The organism is Nodosilinea sp. AN01ver1 (assembly GCF_050565655.1).
GTDB lineage: Bacteria > Cyanobacteriota > Cyanobacteriia > Phormidesmidales > Phormidesmidaceae > Nodosilinea.
In genome coordinates this window covers 22,771-41,949 of record NZ_JBNXVS010000012.1, presented here as the reverse complement: position 1 = coordinate 41,949, position 19,179 = coordinate 22,771, and the positions used below count along the sequence as shown (strand labels likewise).

20 protein-coding genes are annotated in these 19,179 nt (G+C 53.7%); 10 read left to right on the top strand and 10 right to left on the bottom strand.

Going from position 1 to position 19,179, the window contains the following annotated elements; genetic code table 11:
• The first annotated feature begins 188 nt into the window (after positions 1-188).
• A complete protein-coding gene (locus tag ACQ4N7_RS11905) occupies positions 189-515 on the top strand; it encodes a hypothetical protein (protein ID WP_146150485.1) in 327 nt (108 codons plus the stop codon).
• Positions 516-730: 215 nt separating this feature from the next.
• Here ACQ4N7_RS11905 and ACQ4N7_RS11900 read toward each other — a convergent pair whose 3' ends face one another.
• The 7 genes from ACQ4N7_RS11900 to ACQ4N7_RS11870 form a co-directional block, all read right to left on the bottom strand.
• Positions 731-2,089, bottom strand: coding sequence for a TolC family protein (locus ACQ4N7_RS11900; protein WP_197064784.1), 1,359 nt, complete (start codon positions 2,087-2,089; stop codon positions 731-733).
• A gap of 88 nt (positions 2,090-2,177) precedes the next feature.
• Positions 2,178-2,906, bottom strand: coding sequence for a response regulator transcription factor (locus tag ACQ4N7_RS11895; protein WP_052049938.1), 729 nt, complete (start codon positions 2,904-2,906; stop codon positions 2,178-2,180).
• Between the two features lie 424 nt (positions 2,907-3,330).
• The gene (locus tag ACQ4N7_RS11890) at positions 3,331-3,933 is read right to left on the bottom strand and encodes a DUF305 domain-containing protein (protein WP_263970561.1); all 603 of its coding nucleotides are present in this window, start codon (positions 3,931-3,933) and stop codon (positions 3,331-3,333) included.
• Between the two features lie 212 nt (positions 3,934-4,145).
• Positions 4,146-4,610: a putative iron-sulfur cluster-binding metallochaperone gene (locus tag ACQ4N7_RS11885; RefSeq protein WP_035985533.1), complete on the bottom strand. Its 465-nt coding sequence runs from the start codon at positions 4,608-4,610 to the stop codon at positions 4,146-4,148.
• 35 nt (positions 4,611-4,645) lie between these two features.
• Positions 4,646-4,858 (bottom strand): mercury resistance system transport protein MerF, encoded by a 213-nt coding sequence (gene merF, locus ACQ4N7_RS11880; RefSeq protein WP_035985532.1) that lies wholly within the window; start codon positions 4,856-4,858, stop codon positions 4,646-4,648.
• On the bottom strand, positions 4,848-5,279 hold the full coding sequence (locus tag ACQ4N7_RS11875) for a heavy metal-responsive transcriptional regulator (RefSeq protein ID WP_035985531.1): 432 nt from the start codon (positions 5,277-5,279) through the stop codon (positions 4,848-4,850). The genes merF and ACQ4N7_RS11875 overlap by 11 nt, the downstream gene beginning before the upstream one ends.
• Positions 5,280-5,289: 10 nt before the next feature.
• Complete coding sequence (locus tag ACQ4N7_RS11870) at positions 5,290-5,565, bottom strand: thioredoxin family protein (RefSeq protein ID WP_072016006.1); 276 nt, start codon at positions 5,563-5,565, stop codon at positions 5,290-5,292.
• 222 nt (positions 5,566-5,787) lie between these two features.
• Here ACQ4N7_RS11870 and ACQ4N7_RS11865 point away from each other — a divergent pair, with 222 nt between their 5' ends.
• The 5 genes from ACQ4N7_RS11865 (at position 5,788) to ACQ4N7_RS11845 (ending at position 11,164) form a co-directional block, all read left to right on the top strand.
• Complete coding sequence (locus ACQ4N7_RS11865; RefSeq protein WP_106920037.1) at positions 5,788-6,099, top strand: hypothetical protein; 312 nt, start codon at positions 5,788-5,790, stop codon at positions 6,097-6,099.
• Between the two features lie 114 nt (positions 6,100-6,213).
• The gene (locus ACQ4N7_RS11860; RefSeq protein WP_035985529.1) at positions 6,214-7,281 is read left to right on the top strand and encodes a multicopper oxidase domain-containing protein; all 1,068 of its coding nucleotides are present in this window, start codon (positions 6,214-6,216) and stop codon (positions 7,279-7,281) included.
• On the top strand, positions 7,278-8,432 hold the full coding sequence (locus ACQ4N7_RS11855) for a ZIP family metal transporter (protein WP_035985528.1): 1,155 nt from the start codon (positions 7,278-7,280) through the stop codon (positions 8,430-8,432). Before ACQ4N7_RS11860 ends, ACQ4N7_RS11855 begins: the two co-directional genes overlap by 4 nt.
• Positions 8,433-8,933: 501 nt before the next feature.
• The gene (locus ACQ4N7_RS11850; RefSeq protein ID WP_035985527.1) at positions 8,934-9,374 is read left to right on the top strand and encodes a MerR family transcriptional regulator; all 441 of its coding nucleotides are present in this window, start codon (positions 8,934-8,936) and stop codon (positions 9,372-9,374) included.
• Between the two features lie 812 nt (positions 9,375-10,186).
• Positions 10,187-11,164 (top strand): arsenic resistance protein, encoded by a 978-nt coding sequence (locus ACQ4N7_RS11845; protein WP_035985526.1) that lies wholly within the window; start codon positions 10,187-10,189, stop codon positions 11,162-11,164.
• A gap of 3 nt (positions 11,165-11,167) precedes the next feature.
• Here ACQ4N7_RS11845 and ACQ4N7_RS11840 read toward each other — a convergent pair whose 3' ends face one another.
• Positions 11,168-12,655, bottom strand: a complete 1,488-nt coding sequence (locus ACQ4N7_RS11840; protein WP_035985525.1) for an N-acetylmuramoyl-L-alanine amidase — start codon at positions 12,653-12,655, stop codon at positions 11,168-11,170.
• A gap of 314 nt (positions 12,656-12,969) precedes the next feature.
• Here ACQ4N7_RS11840 and ACQ4N7_RS11835 point away from each other — a divergent pair, with 314 nt between their 5' ends.
• The 3 genes from ACQ4N7_RS11835 to ACQ4N7_RS11825 all read left to right on the top strand — a co-directional run bounded on the left by ACQ4N7_RS11835 (position 12,970) and on the right by ACQ4N7_RS11825 (position 14,721).
• Positions 12,970-13,758 (top strand): tetratricopeptide repeat protein, encoded by a 789-nt coding sequence (locus tag ACQ4N7_RS11835; RefSeq protein ID WP_035985524.1) that lies wholly within the window; start codon positions 12,970-12,972, stop codon positions 13,756-13,758.
• An 83-nt stretch (positions 13,759-13,841) separates the two neighbouring features.
• Positions 13,842-14,246 (top strand): ArsR/SmtB family transcription factor, encoded by a 405-nt coding sequence (locus ACQ4N7_RS11830; RefSeq protein ID WP_035985523.1) that lies wholly within the window; start codon positions 13,842-13,844, stop codon positions 14,244-14,246.
• A 91-nt stretch (positions 14,247-14,337) separates the two neighbouring features.
• Entirely contained in the window at positions 14,338-14,721 is a 384-nt protein-coding gene (locus ACQ4N7_RS11825) for a DUF302 domain-containing protein (RefSeq protein WP_035989013.1), read from the top strand.
• A gap of 100 nt (positions 14,722-14,821) precedes the next feature.
• Here the strand turns inward: ACQ4N7_RS11825 and ACQ4N7_RS11820 are convergent, their stop codons facing one another.
• Together ACQ4N7_RS11820 and ACQ4N7_RS11815 are read right to left on the bottom strand one after the other, a co-directional pair.
• Positions 14,822-15,721 (bottom strand): cation diffusion facilitator family transporter, encoded by a 900-nt coding sequence (locus ACQ4N7_RS11820; RefSeq protein WP_035985522.1) that lies wholly within the window; start codon positions 15,719-15,721, stop codon positions 14,822-14,824.
• Positions 15,722-15,900: 179 nt separating this feature from the next.
• Positions 15,901-17,013 (bottom strand): precorrin-8X methylmutase, encoded by a 1,113-nt coding sequence (locus ACQ4N7_RS11815; protein ID WP_035985521.1) that lies wholly within the window; start codon positions 17,011-17,013, stop codon positions 15,901-15,903.
• An 82-nt stretch (positions 17,014-17,095) separates the two neighbouring features.
• Between ACQ4N7_RS11815 and ACQ4N7_RS11810 the strand changes: the two genes are divergently transcribed.
• Positions 17,096-19,051 (top strand): heavy metal translocating P-type ATPase, encoded by a 1,956-nt coding sequence (locus ACQ4N7_RS11810; protein WP_035985519.1) that lies wholly within the window; start codon positions 17,096-17,098, stop codon positions 19,049-19,051.
• Positions 19,052-19,179: the final 128 nt, after the last annotated feature.

Sequence of the window (19,179 nt, the reverse complement as noted above, 5' to 3'; positions counted from 1 at the left end):
TCAAAAGCCTGGTGGCTTTTTTGGAAAAGCATATAGTGTCTCGTTATGTTTAAGAAGATCTAACAAGCAAAGTACTATATAGCCCCTCTTAATCAAGTGAGGCACAGCAGAAAATTGAAAATCTTGCTGCATGGCAGCCTTATCTCTTGATTCGCACCTCACTAGAGTAGGGTGTGCTATATGATTTAATGGCCATAAACTTTGCTCTAATTTTTCTAATAAAACTTTCATTATTAGCTTATGCAATTATCAGCCAATATTTGACCAGAAGATCTACGATGATAGGAGTTTCGCTGATGAATGCAAGGCGAAATCTAGTTGCTTTCATAGAGAATAAAATGAAAAAGTACTTTCTTTCCGTGCTGACAATTGCAATGGCTTCAATGGTGCTATCGCCTGTGGCAAGTGCTTCAGGACAGACAAATCTTAATGATTTATCTGCTGATCTGAATGGGGATGGCATTGTCTCCCTTGGCGAACTTAGGTTTCACAACGCTGAATACAGAGGGAAATAGTCAGCGATCGCCTTTGAGAAAAGCAAAAAGAGTAATGACTCTTTAGTTTCTTCAGGGGGCAGCTTCTCTTCACAGACAGATTCAAGTTACCTTACTCACTCTAAAAACTGCAAAGCCCACCGTAGATTAACGCTACGATGGGCTTTTTTTTGACTTTAATTTACTTTATATTTCAGAAAAAGTCTAACCGGGGTATTTGAGCAGATCTGCAAAAACTAGTCTAAATAAGGTTGTTCAGTTGCTCTTTGTATTGCAGCCAACGACCGATTGTAGTCTATGATGGCGTTTGCTAAATTGCCTTCTGCTTCAGCTAAATCCCCAATGGCACTTAATACGTCTAGTTGAGTGCCTACACCTGCATTAAACCGCAAGTTGGCCAATCGAAGTGCCTCCTGCGCTTGCTGTACCGCTACAGTAGCCGTAGTGATATTTTCTTGATTAGCCGTTAAATTAAAATAAGCATCTTCAACTTCCAAGCGAATACTGTTGCGAGTTTGGGAGAACTGAGTTTCTGCAATTTCAGACTCCTTATCTTGCTGAGCCGCCGATGCTGAAGCAGCACCCCCATCAAAGAGTTGCCACTGTAATCTAGCGCCCACGCTGAACCCATCATTCAGTGCCGTTGAATTGCCGCTCAAAGCCTGCTGAAGGCCGTAGTTGGCAACTAAGCTAAGGTTAGGTCTTACCGCTGCCAGGGCAATTTGTCTCTGGCGTTGGGCAATCGTGCGTTGGGCCAAAACCTGCGATAGCTCAACGCGACTTTGATAGGCCAGTACAATACTTTCCTCTAAGGTCAGCGGCCAGCCTCCAGCAATTTCGACAGGCAACGTCTCAACATTTACTGAAGCTGGTAAATTTAGCCTGCGTGATAGTTGTCTCTGCGCAATTTGTCGTTGGCTTTGAACCTGCGTCAAGTCTTGGCGGGCATTGGCCACCTGCACTTCTGCCCGTAGCACGTCAAACTGAGTGCCTACGCCAGCACGCTCTCTTAAAATTGTGTCCTGTAGATTGCGCTCCGCTTCATCTAAAAAGGCCTGGCTAATCCGAATTTGCTCAACGGTCAGCTGTAAGGCGTAATAATCATTGGCGGTATCGAGCAGCAGTTGAGCCCTACGCCGGTTGATATCTAGTTCAGCGACCCGAATTTGCTCTTCGGCTACTTGTATTCTGGCTTGTCTACCCCCTGACAAGCCCAAGTCATAAAGGGCCTCAAGGTCTCCTCTTAAAGTCGTTTGGTTGTCATTCTCTTCGCTATTACTTTGTAATGTTGATGCTAAACCAACGGTTGGATACAGTTCTGCTCTAGCTTCTCTAAGGGCAAACTGACTGCGTTCTAGCTCTAGTAAGGCAATCTGAAGATCTTCGTTGTTGCGCAATGCTAGCTCAAAAGCTTCTTCTATAGAGAGAGTCTCTGTCGTAGTAATTTCAACAACTTCTGGCTGAGTTGGCAAAAATAGCGGACTAGGCTCAGGGGAAAGACGGTCAAGTCGTGAGGTATCTTCTCCTGGCTGAGGCAAAGATTGAGCAAGGGCTCTAGATGCAGTCAGGGGAGCAACATCCAACGCAATCACCATGGCCAGACTGGCTAGGGTAGATGTAGAAAGTCGACAATTTTGACGCATGTTTAACAAAGAAATGAGTGCTCTTAAATCAACAAATAAACTACGCCAAAGCTAGAGAGAGGGAATTTCTAGATCGCCCCCTAGCAGCAGTCTTGAGAATGTATCCAAACCCTCGAATGGTGTGGATTAGCCGTTCTTTTTGACCGTCTTCCATCTTTTTTCGCAGAGAGCAAATGTAAAACTGGAGCACGTTGCTCTCATGGCCAAGATCGCAGTCGTAGCTCCAAACAGCATCAATGATCTGTGTTTTTTTAAGCGCTTCCTTAGGGTGCTCAAGAAAGTAAGCCAGTAAATCGAACTCCTTGGCTGTCAGGGTTAATTCATGACCGCCTCGATATACCGTCCGGCTGTAGTGGCTGAGTGTCACATCAGAGAAGACAAGTATTCTCGATGCATCTTCGCTATTGTTTCTCCTTAAAAAAACTTTAATGTGAGCCAAAACTAAATCTAGACTTATGGGTGTAGTGACATAGGCATCAGCCCCTGCTTCTAGAACAGCCGCTTGCTTTTGAGGAGTAGTGTCCTTATCGATATAGAGAATGGGAATTGGATTGCCTGTAGTCCTTAGCCTTCTGCATATATCAATAGCTGTTAAATCAGAAATAGACGAGCTAATAATTAGCGCGTCTGGCTCAATTTGGCGAACGTTGACAAGGCCGCTAAAACCATCTTGATAAACACTGACGAGGTAGCTCTCTTGGATTAGCTCGGACTCAATTAAACGAGAAAAGCTAGATTCATTTTCTATGACAAGAATATGTTTGGCCATATAAACCCACCTCACTCTCTAAAGTGAAAGCACCAGAAAGCAGGGCAAAATAAAGCCTATTCTAGGCGCTAGAACATAGGCTCTTCTTAACACTCTTAGCATCAAGCTTTCTGAGTCTTTCAGTGTTTGTCGCTACAGTATGGCAAGTAAAAATGAAATGAACGTGAAAACTCTACTCAATTCAGAAAGTGTTTTTTTGTCTCGTCCAGTCGTTGCGATTAAGGCGATTGCGGAAAAAGCTTAGTATTGTTGGCCAGATGGCATCTAGATAAGGTGCTGCAATAGGTTTCCCGCATCTGATTATTTAGTCACATCGACAGTTTTTTGCTTGTTGAGTTCTAAAAATTAAGGCCAGAAAATATTCCATGAAAAACAGGCCTCAGTTTTTGGAGTGAGGCCTGCCAAATTTTATTCGTCAACGAAATTACTGGCCGTACCAGTCTTTTCGCCACTGCTCCATTTGATCAATTTCGACCTGCTGGGTCGATACAATATCTTGGGCGAGTTGTTGAACGTCTGGTCGGCTACTTTTCTCTAGGGCATCTTGCGCCATAGCTAATGCCCCCTCATGGTGGGGAATCATGCCATTGATAAAACGTAGGTCAAATTCATCATCGGCAGCGCCCAAGTCGCCACTCATCATCATGGTGGCCTGCATATCAGGCGTCATAGCCATGGAATGTCCCATGGCTGCATGGTACATGACGGGCTCTTGGCTGGCATTTGGGTACCACGCTTGTCGCCATTGCTGCATGCGGTCAATCTCGACCTGCTGAGCGGCGATGATCTCCTCTGCCAACTGCTTGACTTCATCACGCTGCGAATTTTGCAAAGCCGATTCAGCCATCATGACTGCACCCTGGTGATGCAAAATCATGCCGTCAATAAACCGTAAGTCGAACTCCTCGTCACTAGGGCCGAGATCCATCATCATGGAATGGTCGGCCATGGGTTCATCTCCCATGGGCATAGCGGCAGAGTCTGATTCTTTAGGTGCCGGGGATGACGTGCCGCACGCGCTCACCATTACAGGTAGGGACACCAGTCCGCCCACTACTATCCACGAAGCTAATAGTCGTCTCAGAGTCATCGGATGTCAAACCTCTTTTTCATCACAAAGGCGATTGCTCGCTTTCAAGCGCGCTGACGCGCCCGGCACAACTGTCGGTTCTAAGTTTGACACTCAAAAATGAAATGCGGGTGAAATGGAACAGGTCTGAGCAAAATGACAGGACTCTGTCATGATCCAGAATCCATTTCACTTGATACAGCCATTGTTGATCGCACATTTGCCAAACAACAGCGTCCCTGGGGATTGTTCACCTCGCAGCCGCAGCGCTGGGCTTGAATATGGGCCGTAATGTCGTCAAGGGCGCGTCGGTTGGTCGGATTGCGGAGCTGCTGCCGTCGCCAGTCAAAGCAGTAGCACACCGGCACTTCCGGGCCAGGATCTTTGGCAAAGACCGGCACCTTGAGGCGATCGGTTTCAAAGGTTTGCCCGTCGGCACCAAAGTAAACCACCGGGCAGTCAGGGCTAGCGCAAAATCGGTAGCTCTGCTGGGCGTTGAGCTGCGCCAGAGCACTGGGCACCAGCAAACTCTTAAGGGTAATCAGCGGCACGGGTTTGCCCTTAGCCCTATTGCGGGGGCAGTGTTGAGGGGATTGCGTGGCGGTAGTTGGTTGGTCAGTACAACAGTCGCTCATCAGTGGTCTCCTAAATGGACTTTTCCTGAATTGATCTACTTCGCACAGCAGCGGCGATGCTGTCGATAGGCCACCACTGTTAGAGCAATCAAGACGCCCAACAGCGGCAGCAGGACAACATTGAGATAGCCTACCCAGACCGCCAATCCTAGGGGACTGAGTAGAATCACCAGCATCGGTGTAAAGCAGCAGAGGGCCACCACTACGGTGCCAATTAGACTAGCGATCAAGGTGTTTCTAGGGGGCATGGGATACCTGTTCAATAAAGCCGCAGATGGTTCCCTGACAAAGGGTTTCGGTTGGAACAGTAGCATCGTCGGGAAGTTGTGCCGCCAGGTTAGCGTAGTAGGTAGCCAGTTCCTGGCGGAGGGCTTGCAGCTCGGCAATTTGTTGATCGAGCTGCTGGAGATGGCTGGACACCATCGCTTTAAGCTGTTGGCAGGGCGCTGTGCCCCCGGCACGCAACGCAATCAGCTGACCAATTTCCGTCAGCGATAGCCCTAGCCGCTTGGCTTTTTGGATAAAGCGCAGCCGCTCCACATCGGCAGTTCCGTAGAGGCGATACTGAGCCGCGCTGCGCTGGGGGGCTTGCAGCAGCCCCAGCTGCTCGTAATAGCGAATGGTGGAAGCGGGCACCCCAGCGGCCCGACTCAGATCGCGAATTAACATGACGGTGGTTCTACCCCTGCCCTATCCCCGTCGCCGCCAGAGCGTCGCGGGAAATCGGCTGCTGTTGACGGCAACAGTCCACCAATTCGCCATCGACCACCACGGCGGGAAGCCGATGGATGCCGTAGTCCTCCAGTTTTTGACGAGCGGTGGCCGTGATTTGCTCACTGCGCACATCCCAAACTTGAATCTGGCAGGCTGTACAGCTCATCTGCTGCACCAGAGCCACGGCCTCGTCGCACCGAGGGCAACCGGCTACAAAAATTTCAACTTGTCGTTGAGTCATTTCATTACCTTGGAAGTTGTGTTCACTCTAAACCTTGAACCTAGCTTCAAGGTCAAGGGGGAGGCTAAACTCCGATTCGGTATGACAATTTACCAAACGCCCTTGACTCTCTAACGACTTTAGGGTTTAGCCTGAGATGACGGTTAATGCGGCAACTGATGCGAGGCCTCTATTGTGGATCCTTTGGATATAAACCCTTCAGATCTTAGAATCTCAGCAGACTTGGCCTCAGAAGTGTTGGCGCTGGCAGCACGACTACAGGCTGAGCAGCAAAGCAGCTACTCCCTGGAGGAATTAGTTGACACAGGAGCCGAGGCTAACATTGGGCCGGAGTATATTTGTCAGGCAGCGCAACAGATTCAATCACAACAGATTCAGGCGACATTACGCCCTGCCAGCTTCTCTTGGCTAGCTAAGGGCGGTGCGATGGCGGCAGTAATTTTGGTCGCGCTATTCGGTATGTCGCTAATTGGCGGCTCCACCGGTATGGGCTGCCATGCCAGGATGGACGCGGTAGAGAGCCATCGCCGATAACCCAGAGCTAGCCGCAGCCCTAACCTAGCGACTGCGGCGTCTCAATTATGAAATAAATATGAAAAGTCCTCGCCATCCACTATGCTTGTGATTATGAAACAATTATGAAAAGCAATGGATTGGCATGTACAGCGGCGATCGCTCCTTGGAGCCGGGCTTCTAGGGGCTGGCACCTGGTTGGGTAGACGGTTTAGCCAACCGGCACTGGCTCAGGAGCGTGCCCAGACTGCTCCGGATCTTCATCACCAGGGCATGACTACCCTAGGCGAGGTTGATCACCTTAGAAATGGCTTTGACCCTCACGTACTGCTGACCCAGTGGAATGGAGGACATGTCTCAATGCTGCCTACTGGGCAGCGACTGCGAGAGTACGACATTACTGCCGTCGAGCGAGAAATTGAGGTGGCTCCGGGGGTGTTCTATCCCGCCTGGACGTACAACGACCAAGTGCCGGGGCCAACCATTCGGGTCACGGAGGGCGATCGCATTCGCATTCGCTTTACCAATCAGGGCACTCACCTACACACCCTGCACTTTCACGGCATTCATGGAGCCAGGCAGGATGGCATTCCAGGAGTGATGGAGGCTGCGCCGGGGCAAACAGTGACCTACGAGTTTGATGCAAAACCCTTTGGCTGCCACCTCTACCACTGTCATTCTGTGCCGTTTAAGCGCCATCTCCACAAAGGGCTCTACGGGGCCTTTATCGTTGACCCTGACCCTCAGTGGCACCCCGACCAGGCAGATGTTGCCCGATCGCGCCTGCTGGGCTCCCCAGAAAACCAGCGCTGGCAGGAGTTGATGATGGTGATGAACGCCTTTGACACCAATTTTGATGAGGAGAACGAAGTCTACGCGGTTAATTCCATTCCCCACGCCTATATGAAGCAGCCGATTCGCATTGAGCGCGATCGCCCAGTGCGCGTCTATCTAATTAACGTGACCGAGTTTGACCCGATTAACTCCTTTCACCTGCACGCCAATTTCTTCGACTACTACGACCATGGCACCACCCTAACCCCTACCCACCGCACCGTTGATACCGTCATGCTCTGTCAGGCGCAGCGGGGCATCATCGAATGCTCCTTTGTAGACTTTGAGCCAGGACTCTATATGTTTCACGCTCACCAAGCCGAATTTGCCGAACTGGGCTGGATGAGTGCCTTTGAGGTGGTGGCATGAAGGCTTTGCCCTGGCGCTGGGTGTTGCCGCCCCTCTTGTTGTCCGGGCTGGCAGCCCTGCTGCTGACCCTGAGCCCGGCCCGGTTGCTCAACTTGAATGCACCGCCGCTGGAGTCCCTGATTGTGGAGCGTACCGTGCTCAATGATCGGGGCATCACCCTCAAGGTGCGGGCGGAGGGTTCAGCTCCCATGACCATTGCCCAGGTTCAAGTGGATGGTGCCTATTGGGCATTTACCCAGCAGCCTCCTGGCCCGATCCGGAGACTGGCGACGGCAACGGTGCAAATTCCATACCCCTGGGTAGAGGGTGAAGCGCATCACGTTCAGTTCTTGACCAACACGGGTGTTGTCGTTGCCCACCCCATTGACGTTGCTCTACCTACACCCGCTCTGTCTCTGGCAACGCTGCTGGGCTATGGCTGGCTGGGGCTCTATGTGGGCCTGGTGCCGGTGGGGCTAGGCATGTTGTGCTACCCCTATTTGAAAGTGCTGGGCCAGCGGGGGCTGACCTTTGTTTTAACCCTGACATTGGGGATGCTAGCCTTTTTGCTGGTAGACACCTTGCAGGAAGGGCTGGAGCTGGCCGGAAAGGCGGCGATCGCGTTTCAAGGCCAAGCCCTGGTCTGGTTTGCAGCTACAGTGGCTGGTCTGGCCCTATTTGTCGTGGGCCGACGCCGAGGCAAACCGCCCGAAGGCTCTGCGCTCTCTACCTACATGGCCCTAGGTATTGGCCTGCACAATCTGGGCGAAGGGCTGGCGATCGGCACCGCCTTTGCCCTGGGGGAAATTGCCTTGGGTTCATTTCTGGTGATTGGCTTTACGCTCCACAACCTGACTGAAGGACTGGGCATTGTCGCGCCGCTGCTCAAGCAAAAACTGCGCTGGCAGACCTGTGTGGCGCTGGCCGCCCTGGCTGGACTCCCTGCTGTAGTGGGGCTGTGGGTGGGGGCTTTTGCTTTTTCTCCCCATTGGGCGGCCCTATTCTTGGGCATTGGTGCAGGAGCGATTTTGCAGGTGATTGTAGAACTAGGCACTTACCTACAGCAGCAACTGCATCGGTCAAGCCTCTCTGGCTTGGCAGGGCTGAGTTTGGCTGGCTTTACGACCGGGCTACTTGTGATGTACAGCACCGCGCTGCTGGTAAAATTTTAGCCAGACAACCTAGCCACCACTTGTTTGAGCGCTACAAGCGCGTTAGATCTGGTGTGGGCTAGGTTGCTGGTACAGGTATGAGTCCGTGTACTGCCCAAGCTGGAAAGACGCTTTTAGCATGGGCACTGCGGGCGGCTTGAGAGGCTATCTGGTCTCTAAAACAGCCTTATCGTCTTTAGCTTAGTCGCAGTTAGAGGGGGGGCAATCAGGGGTGGGGAACAGGCAGGGGGCGGCAGCAGCAACGCCAGCCACGGCAGCGGTCAGAACAAGGGCAGAAACAGCCGCCAGGGAGAGCCTCTTAATCTGAGGAACTTTGAGCATCGGAATTGACCTCTTTGGTAAGAATGGTGAATCAAACGGCCTCTAGACGAGACTTTCCATAAGGTAAACCCTGAGGTTGGCTTGAGAGTCAACCCCCCAAACTTGCACTAAGCTAGCTCTAGCGACAATGGTCGCGCATCCCCAATCGGTCTTTTTCTAAAAGGATGGCCTGCTCAGACAATGAAGAAACTCCTCAAAATAGGCGAGCTGGCCAAACAGGCCCACGTGACGGTAGCCACCATTCGCTACTACGAGTCGCTGCACCTACTAGAATCGGTGAGCAAAGCTGAGAATGGCTATCGCTATTACGATGACGAAGCCGTTACTCGTCTGCTATTCATTAAGCAGGCCCAGACATTGCAGTTTTCCCTGGCAGAAATTCAGCAGGTGTTTGATGTTCGCAAGCAGGGGGAGCCGGTCTGCACCCTGGTTAAAACGCTAATCGACTGCAAAATTGCGACCCTGGAGCAAGAAATTCAGCAGGCCACCGCCCGTAAAACCATGCTAGAAACCTACCGCACGAGCTGGGCCGCCCGTCCTCTAGACAAGCCATCCGACGTTAAAATTTGCAGCCTGATTGAAGAAGTGGGCCTGGCTCTGAATTGTCTAGAGGCTATTTGAGAAACTGTCCGATCAAGCCTAATTTATTACAAATAAGCTTAAAGCCATGAACTATTATAGTCCCTCGAATTGGCTAAATTTACCCGAGGTCAATATTGCCATATTCTCTTATCTGCTGTCTTTCTTTTGGGAAATTCAGCAAATGCGGTTTTACCAAATTCCGGCTGGATACTCCCACTTCGATATAGTCAGAAATTGCACCCTCGCTACAGTCGGAGATGTCGTAATTATATTGATTGCATTTTGGGCCGTTGCAGCTCTATCGAAGTCTCGTCAATGGTTACGTTACCCAAACCGTAGCCAAATGGGTGTTTTTATCCTCGTAGGAGTGGTTATCACCGTTGTTGCCGAAGCCTTGGCTACTGGCCCCCTCAATCGGTGGACTTATGCCGAGTCCATGCCAACAATTCCGATTTTAGGCACTGGGTTAGTGCCATTGTCAATGTGGTTTCTAGTGCCTCCGCTCACCATTTGGTTTGCCAGGCGTCAAATTCAGCCTGTAAGGTCATAACATTCAGATCCAATCGTTCGAGATTTAACCAGAGCGAAGGATAACTAATACTGTCCCAGATTCATGGTGAAGTACATAGTTGCTAACCTTTCTGGAAGAGAGTCGCTGAGAATATTACAAGGCTCATGATAATGAGGTATACAGGTTTCTTTGCTATGGGGAATCTTACGCGTTATGGTGAGACTCCTGTAGATGAGATAGTTTGGTCTGAGTGTTGCGATGACCCCACGGGAGAAATGCAGGAGTCACTGCGGCATAATCACTAATCGACCGCAAAATTGCAACCACAGATACCCTAACCATGACCTGGTTTGAGCGATCGCAGCCCCTGCTAATTCTGCTTTCGGTGCTACTGGGGCTAGGTCTGGCGCAGATTGGCGACGTTGCTGCCCTGGCAGACCATCTCATTACACCGCTGTTGATGGGGATGCTGTACGCGGCGTTTCTGCCAATTCCGCTGCGGCACCTGGGTAGAGCTTTTGGCAACTACCGTGTGACCCTTGCCAGCCTGGCGGTCAACTTTGTTTGGACACCCCTGCTGGCTTGGGGTTTGGGGGCGCTGTTTCTGCGAGATGCGCCCGATTTGCGGGTGGGCCTGCTGATGTTGATGGTGACCCCTTGTACTGATTGGTATCTGGTGTTTACCGGCATTGCCAAGGGCAATGTCAGCCTCGCGACGGCTCTACTACCGCTGAACTTTGTCTTGCAGATGGTGCTGTTGCCCGTCTATCTGGCCCTATTTGCCCAGGCGCTGGTCTCACTCGATCTTGGGGTATTGGCGGGCAAAATAGCCACCGTTCTGCTGATTCCGCTGGCATTGGCGCTGCTGTCTCGCTACGGCATAAGCTGGCTAAGGGGGCCAACCAGGCCCCACCAAAAGCTGCCGCAGGTGGCGATGGTACAGCTCCTCTGTTTGAACTTGGCCGTTGTGGCTATCTTTGCCGCCGAAGGCGAGGCGTTACTTCAGCGTCTAGATCTGCTGCTGTGGTTGCTGCTGCCTATTGGTTCGTTTTTTGTGATTAACTTCGTGCTGGCTCAATGGCTGGGGCGGCGGTTGCGGCTGGCGTATCCAGAGGTAGTTTGCCTGACTTGCACGACCCTAGCGCGGAATTCTCCGGTGGCGCTGGCGGTGGCAGCAGCAGCCTTTGGCGATCGCCCTTTGATTGCCCTAACCCTGGTAATCGGCCCGCTGCTAGAGCTGCCGATTATGGCGCTGGTGGCCCATCTGCTGCTGCGCTCTCGCCCTGGCGATGGTTTGCCCCGCAGCAGGGAGAGTTGAGAGCTAGAGCGATCGCTGGGCGTACTGCAAAATGCCTGCGGCAATGCCCTGAGCCATGCGGCTGCGCCAGGCCGGGTCGTTGAAATTACGGGCATCTTGAGCCCCAGTGACAAACCCGGTCTCGACTAAAACCGATGGCATAGAGGTGTTTACGAGAACATGAAAACGAGCCTGGCGCACCCCGCGATCGGGCATGGTCACCAGACGCAAAATAGATTGATGAATCACCTGGGCGAGACGATTCCCTGAGCTGTGGTAGTAGGTCTCAAGCCCGTTTACCTCGGGCCTACTCAGGCTGATGGAGTTGGCGTGAATGCTGACAAAGAGATCGGCATTGGCCCGCTCGGCAATTTGCACCCGAGGGGCTAAGTCCATCTCCCGATCGTCGGAGCGAGTCAGAACCACCTGCGCACCGCTTTGTTCTAAAATTCTGGCGACTTCGTAGGCAATCGCCGAGACCACATCTTTTTCGCGCAGGCCACCCACGCCGATCGCCCCCGGATCTCGCCCGCCATGGCCTGGGTCGATCACAATGGTGACCGCCTGCTTGGGAATGCCGCTACTCGGTGGGGGCACCGCTGGGGTAGCCGGTATCATGGGCTCAGGCTGGGGGGGCACCACCGGAGCTTGAGACGGCGGTTGTACGGCAATGGGGGGCGACACAGCTGCGGGTGCCTGAGCCGATGCCGCGACTGGGCTGGCTGGGACAGCGGCGATCGCGACTCCCCTGGGCGGCAAAATCACAATGCCGCTGCCGTTGCTCACCGAGGCTTGCCATTCGGCACTGTTGGCGGGCACCGTGAGGGTAATTTGCAGAGTCGGCACCGCTGCGCTCACCGGCTGAATATCCCAAGCGGTGACCCCAAACTGATTGGCGGGTAGAGTTTGCCCGGTTAGGGCTGCCGCCACGGCAGCATTTTCGAGCTGAAGCACTACCTGAGTGCCACTGCTGCGCACGACCGTCAACCTTGGGCTTGCCCCAGAGGTGCGGATGAAAAAGCCATCGGGGGTAGTGCGTATGCCTTCAACCTGGGTAGCGGCTCCAGCGACTGGGGTGGCATTGACTTGGCTGGGGGTAGCCTGAGGAGGCGTTACACCTTGGGGCGGGGGCAGTTGCACTACCCACTGCTGTGGCGTTTCCCCCCGTACCACGACCTGGTCTGGGTTAAGGGTGTAGCCAGGGGCTAGCTCAATAACCAGCCGGGTAGTTTGAGCATCAACCTGCCCAATGCGAATAGCTTTAACAGCGCCGCCAACGGCCTGGTTAATCGTCCGCTGCTCTAGGGTGGTGCCGGGCAAGTCCACCACAATGCGGGTGGGGTTAAAGAGAAGCTGCGCCCTGGGCTGCACGGCGGCATCGGTCGAAAACTCTAGCCGGTTTTGCTGAGGGTCAAAGCGCCAGGTTCTAAACTGAGCGGCTTCGACTGGAAGCGCCAGCAGTAGCCCACCTACCATGCCGATTAGGCTCACCAGAGGTCGGTATTGTTTCATGCAGCATCTCACAGTGCGCTGGGTCAGCCTTTGATTTTGCCTGATTTTACGGCATCACGATCGCCCCTTTCATCTTGTTTCAGAGAAAATCTCATCCTCAAAACGGTCGCTACACTGTAGGAGGCAGGCTCTACCCCAAGCGTGAAGGTTCGCCTCAGAAACGCCATAGGCTCGGATTCATGGGGGCTCGGATTCATGGGGTTAGCTCAGCTTGTAAAGCGTCACAAGGCGCTGGTTTGCAGTCGTGCCTGGGCCTTACGGTACAGGCTCACGGTTAAGACCCATAGCTCAGTCGTGCGGTTAGGAGAGAAGCCATGCAGATCCAAAGAATGTTAGCGATCGCTCTAGGAATGGCCGTTGTGGTAGCCCCTGGAAGTGCTGTGGGGATAAGGCCTGCCCACGCGGTAGAGCAAGTTGCCGTCAATCTCCTGAATCAAGGCCGCCAGCAGGCGGAGCAGGGGCAGCTAGAGGCAGCGATCGCCACCTACAGCCAGGCGATTCAAGCCGATGCCAGCAGTGCTGATGCCTATTTCCATCGCGGCATTGCCTACCACGACCTGGGCGATTATCAGCTCGCCATCGCTGACTTTTCCAGAGCGCTTCAGCTTCGCCCCGACCATCCAGAAACCCTGTACAACCGGGGAGAAGCCCACGCTCACATGACCAATGCCGAGGCGGCGATCGCCGATCTGACCCAGGCCATTGCGCTAGCCCCTGATGTTGTCCAGCCCTATCTAGATCGCGGCCTTGTCTTGGCCGCCACCGGCAACTTACCCCAGGCCCTCAGCGACCTAGACGCCGCAATTGCCCTGGCCCCCGACAACGCCGATGCTTACTACAACCGAGGCAAAATTTATACCGAGCTGGGCAATGGCGAAGCCGCCCTCTCAGATTTCAATACCGCGCTCCGCCTCAACCCTGAGCTAGCTGAAGCCTACGGCAATCGCGGTATCTTGCAGTACCAGCTCGGCGACTCCCAAGCCGCCATGGCCGACTTGCGCCAGGCGGCGGCGCTGTTTCAGGCCCAGGGCGATCGCCAAGGCTATCAGCAAACCCTGTACTTCATGCAGCAGGTGCAGCAGGGGAGTGAGCAAACCCCGTGAGGTCAACGCCCTCAATCCTCTGAACAGATGTTCAGTGGTAACGATTCTCAGTATCATAGAGAAAAAGCCAGGAAACCTAATCGATGGCTCATTCTCGCTCTACAGAGAACTCTACAATTCAAGCCGTTGATGCCCCCAGTTGTGACGTCAGTTGTGACGAGTCGCTGGTGCATTTAGACAACGTTCGCCAGGTTCAGCCCGAGGTGCTCAGCACCGCAAAGGCCCAGCGGATGGCGGAGTTTTTTAGCGCCCTCTCTGACCCCCACCGGCTCAAGCTACTGTCGGCTCTAGCTCAGCAAGAACTCTGTGTGTGCGATCTGGCCGCTGCGGTGAAAATGGGTGAATCGGCGGTGTCGCACCAACTGCGGGTGCTGCGATCGCAGCGTCTAGTCACCTACCGTCGCCAAGGCCGCAACGTCTACTATGGCCTGGCTGACGATCACATCATGTCCCTCTACCGGGAAGTCGCCGCGCACCTAGATGAGTGACGTAATCCCTCTTTTGAAGGTTATCGAGTCACGGTGACTTCACTACGATCTGTAGGCAAAAATGTTCACTCTCACCCCCAAGCAAGTATTCATGTACTACATAGTCGAAACGACAAAACCCTTTGAACAGGCCGCCACCGATCTTGAATTGGCCGTTAAGCATCATGGCTTTGGCGTTCTCCATATTCACGACTTGGGGGCAACACTGCGTGGTAAAGGCATTGAGTTTGAAGCGCAGTGCAAGGTGTTTGAGGTTTGCAATCCGCAGCAAGCCGCCGCCGTCATGGCAACGGATATGCGACTGAATATGGCATTACCCTGTCGGATCTCGGTCTTTACCGAAAAAGGTACAACGAAGATCGGTTTGATCAAGCCTGCCCAAATGCTTGCAGCTCTGTCTCAGGATCCGGAATTAACTCGAATTGCTGAAGAGGTTGAAGAAAGAACTATCCAGATGGTTGATGAAGCAAAATAAGTAAAAGTTAAAAGTCCTCTTCCATAGTTGTTTGAATGCGGAAGAGGGGTGATGAAAACAGTTTTAGGCAGGCTAGCGTGGTCGGTTAAACCTCAAGTGGTTAACGTTCCAAGGACTGGTCTGCCCACGAAACCGGGTCTTCTGAAGGTTCTAGATGGGTGAATATAAATGTGCCGGGTAGAGAGCGGGCGATCGCCAGCTCAATTACTTCACAGAGGTCATGTCCCTGTTTGACCGTCCAACTACCTGGCACCAACACATGTACCGAGACAAACCGCCGGGCACCAGCCACCCGAGTTCTTAATGCATGAAATTGAATTCCCTCAGCCTCAAAAGGCTGCAAAGTATCGGCAACAATTTGACGCTCCTCAGCCGGTAAGGCCGTATCTAAAAGACCCATTCCCGTTTCGCGCAGCAATCTCAGCCCCGCCCAAACAATATTTGCCGCGACAACCAAGGCAATAATCGGGTCAAGAATTAGCCAACCCGTAGTGGGAATCAGAATTACCCCCACCACGACCCCTACCGATGTCCAGACATCGGTCAGTAGATGGTGTGCATCTGCCCGCAGAGTAATAGAGCGCAGCCGCCGACTGGCCCGCAGCATAACGATAGCCAACGTCCCATTGATCGCCGTTGCCGCCAGCGATAGGGCTAAGCCAATGCCCACCTGCTCTAGGGGTTGCGGGTCAAACAGCCGACCCCAGGCAGCAAAGGCAATGCTGCCCGCCGCCACCAAAATCAACACACTCTCGACGCCGCTAGAAAAATATTCCGCCTTGAAATGCCCAAAGGCATGGTCTTCATCCGGCGGTTTAGCCGCAAACGTCACGGCCCAGGTCGCGACGATCGCAGCCACCAGGTTCACCACCGATTCAGCAGCATCAGACAGTAGTCCCACCGAACCAGTCAGCAGGTAGGCCGTTGTTTTCAGCAAAATTGTTAAAACAGCAGCCCCGATGGAGAGCAGCGTGTAAAACCGAGCCGAGCGGTTTCCCATGGTAAATCTTGAATGCAGCAGAGAAGCCAAGCTCTACTGAGTAAGCCTACAGCAGTTAAACGCGTTTACGCAGCAGTAGCGATCAGGATCTGTCCTATGCCCCTTTATCTGTTGTAGACGCTCTAAGCATGAGTACTAAAACTAAACGAAGTATCGTTGCTTAGGGCTATCTATAGCTTTTAGGGCCGAGTCAGATAGCAGTGGCAATCTGGCTTCTCAAGCAGTGTTTCGATTAAGGCGTTCAAAGTTACAGCAGCCAAGAGCCCGCCGCCAAGGCTTCCTTGAATCGTAATGTAAGGGATGGATGTTGCCATCAGTCGCCGCTTGGCAGCAGGGGCGTGATTAAAGCCAATAGGCATACCAATTACCAGAGCCGGTTGAAAACGCTGTTGCTCTATTAACTGACAGACGGTGAGCAGCACTGAAGGGGCATAGCCAATGACCAGCACACTACCGGATAGACAGTCATGTAATGGTTGCTGCCAGCGTTTCTGGAGCCAAAAAGCCTGTTCAGCCTCGTTGGCGGCGGTAATGTGAGGATCGTCAATCAAGGTTGTAACCGGACAGCCCAAAGCGGCTAGCCGAGTTTGATCAATCGCCGTGGCTACCACAGGCACATCGGTAATGATCTCACACCCACTGCTGAGAGCGGTGCGTGCTGCGGCGATCGCATCGCCACTAATTTGGATGAGGTTAACTAAGCTCACATCACCGCAGGCCAGCACCAGCTGTTGGATCAAATGCTGGGTAATTTCAGAATAGTGCGAGAGGTTAGGCAGCAGGCGCTGAAGCGATTCCTGAAAGGCTTCGGGGTGGGCGGTGGTTTCGGCATCGAGGCTAGCCCAGAGCTGATCGATCTGGCTTAGACCCGCCTGGGTGTCTACATCGAGCTGCTTGAGCTGAGCCAGAGCTTGAGCCTGGGTGCGTTGACAATCTAGATCGCGCCCCAGCAGCCCCTCCAGGGCCGAAGCGGTATGGCGCAGGCGGGCAATCTGCTGCATCACAGCCTGATACTGCTGCTGTAGCTGGGTCATTAGGCTCGCGTCTGCGGTGGCTTCAGAGTCACTCTCTAGAATTTGCCCAATGTGAGAGAGCTGAAAGCCCTGCTGTTTAAGCGCTATCACTCGCTGTAATCGCTGTATATCCCGCTGGGTGTAAAGTCGGTAGTTGCTCTCTGAGCGGGGAACGGGAGGCAGTAACCCCAGGGTGTGATAGTGCCGCACCATGCGAGGGGTGACGCCTCCGCCTACCGCATCAGTGAGTTCTTTGATGGTCAGAAATTCAGTCGTCATAGGCTTAGCTTACGCTAAACCTTGACATTGGTGTCAATGTCAAGGTTTAGCCTGACAGAGTGAAGATTTCTCAGGTTGGCCTATGGTGTCTACTGCCCCGTTGAATGCTCTGTCGAAGTCTCGATTCGGCCACCTGTGCAAAGGTTTGTTTGACGAGCACCCCGAGGCGGTGGCGGCGATCGCCTGTGCGGTTTTAGTGGGGTTGGGCTGGCAAACCCTGGCCCTGGGCTGGGTGGGGGGTGCCCTGCTGTTTCTAGCGGCGGCCTACGTCATTGGTGGATTTGAGAGCGCCCGTGAGGGCTTGACCACGCTGGTGCAGGAAAAAGAGCTGGATGTAGACCTGCTAATGATTATCGCTGCCCTCGGGGCCGCCAGCCTGGGTCTGTGGCAGCGGGAGTACAACTTAATTGTCGATGGGGCCGTCCTGATTCTGATTTTTGCCATTAGTGGTGCCCTAGAGGGCTATGCCATGGGACGAACGGGGCGAAATATTCAAGGGTTAATGAGCCTGACGGCTGACACCGCAACGGTGATTCGCCAGGGGCAAGAGCAGATCATGCCAATCTCAGCGCTGCAAGTCGGCGATCAGGTTTTGGTCAAACCGGGGGAACTGGTGCCTACCGATGGGGTCGTGGCCGAAGGCTTCAGCACGGTGAACCAGGCGTCGATTACGGGGGAATCTATTCCTGTAGAGAAAACCGTGGGCGACGAGGTTTTGGCGGGCACCCTCAACGGCTACGGTGCGCTGCGCCTAACGCTCCACCAGCCGCCGGAAAGCAGCTTGATTCAACGCGTGATTCGCCTAGTGCAGCAGGCCCAAACCGAAGCGCCTCCCTCCCAAAAATTTATGGAGCGGTTTGAGCGTCGCTACGCCCAGGTGATTGTGACGGTGGGCGTTTTGCTGTCCACGCTGCCGCCCCTGCTGCTGGGCTGGGGCTGGGAGGAAACAATCTACCGCGCCCTGGTGTTTTTGGTCGTGGCCTCCCCCTGTGCGCTGATGGCCTCAATCATGCCGACCCTGCTCTCTGGTATTGCTAACGGGGCGCGACAGGGCATTTTATTCAAAAATGGGGCGCAGCTGGAGCAGATGGGCCAAATCAGAGCGATCGCCTTTGACAAAACCGGCACCCTCACGACCGGACAGCTCGACGTGGTGAATGTGCTGGCTGACGATCCGGATGAGCTGCTCACCGTGGCCGCCGCCCTCGAGAGCCTTTCGGAGCATCCCATTGGTGCGGCGATTGTGCAAGCGGCGCAGCGCCGAGCCCTGACCTGGCCAGCGGCGATTAACGGACAAGCCCAGGTAGGTCAGGGCATCACAGGGGAGGTAGCTGGGCGGTCTGCGGTGGTAGGTAAAGCAGCCTTTGTTAGTGCCCAGGTTCAAGCTCGTGGGCAGGCCGTTTCCTCTCATCTAGCGAAGCAAAGCCAGCAGTGGGAGGCAGAGGGCAAAACCGTGGTTTGGGTGGCCCACGGCGGCCCAGTGCTGGGCTTGATTGCGGTGGCCGACCGAGTGCGTCCAGAGGCGGCCAGGGCGATCGCCCGCCTTAAGCACCTGGGCATTGAGCAAGTGGTAATGCTAACGGGTGACAATGCCCGCACGGCTCACAGTATGGCCCAACAGCTGGGGGTAGATCAGGTGCATGCCGATTTAATGCCTGAAGATAAGGTCACGGTTCTACGGCAATTGCAGCAGCAGTATGGCAGCGTGGCGATGGTCGGCGATGGCATTAACGATGCCCCCGCCCTGGCTCTGGCCACGGTCGGCATTGCCATGGGCGCTGCGGGCAGCGATGTGGCCCTAGAGACCGCCGATATTGTGCTCATGGCCGATCGCCTAGAAAAGCTAGAACACGCTATTGGCCTAGGGCGGCGGGCACGGGCGATCGTGCGACAAAACATCGGCTTTGCCCTTGGGCTGATTGGGGTACTCATCGCGGGTACCTTGAGCGGGCATATCACCCTACCAATGGGCGTGTTGGGCCATGAAGGCTCTACTGTTATCGTCACCCTCAGTGGTTTGCGCCTGTTGAGAAGTTAAGCAAGTAAGCTAGCTTCAGTGCCTAGATCAAGAGGTCAATGCTAATTTACGTTTTAGCTTCTTTTGCTCGTATAGAGGCAGTTGTACTATCACCACGGTGACAATGTTGCGAAAGTAGTCAAATAGCA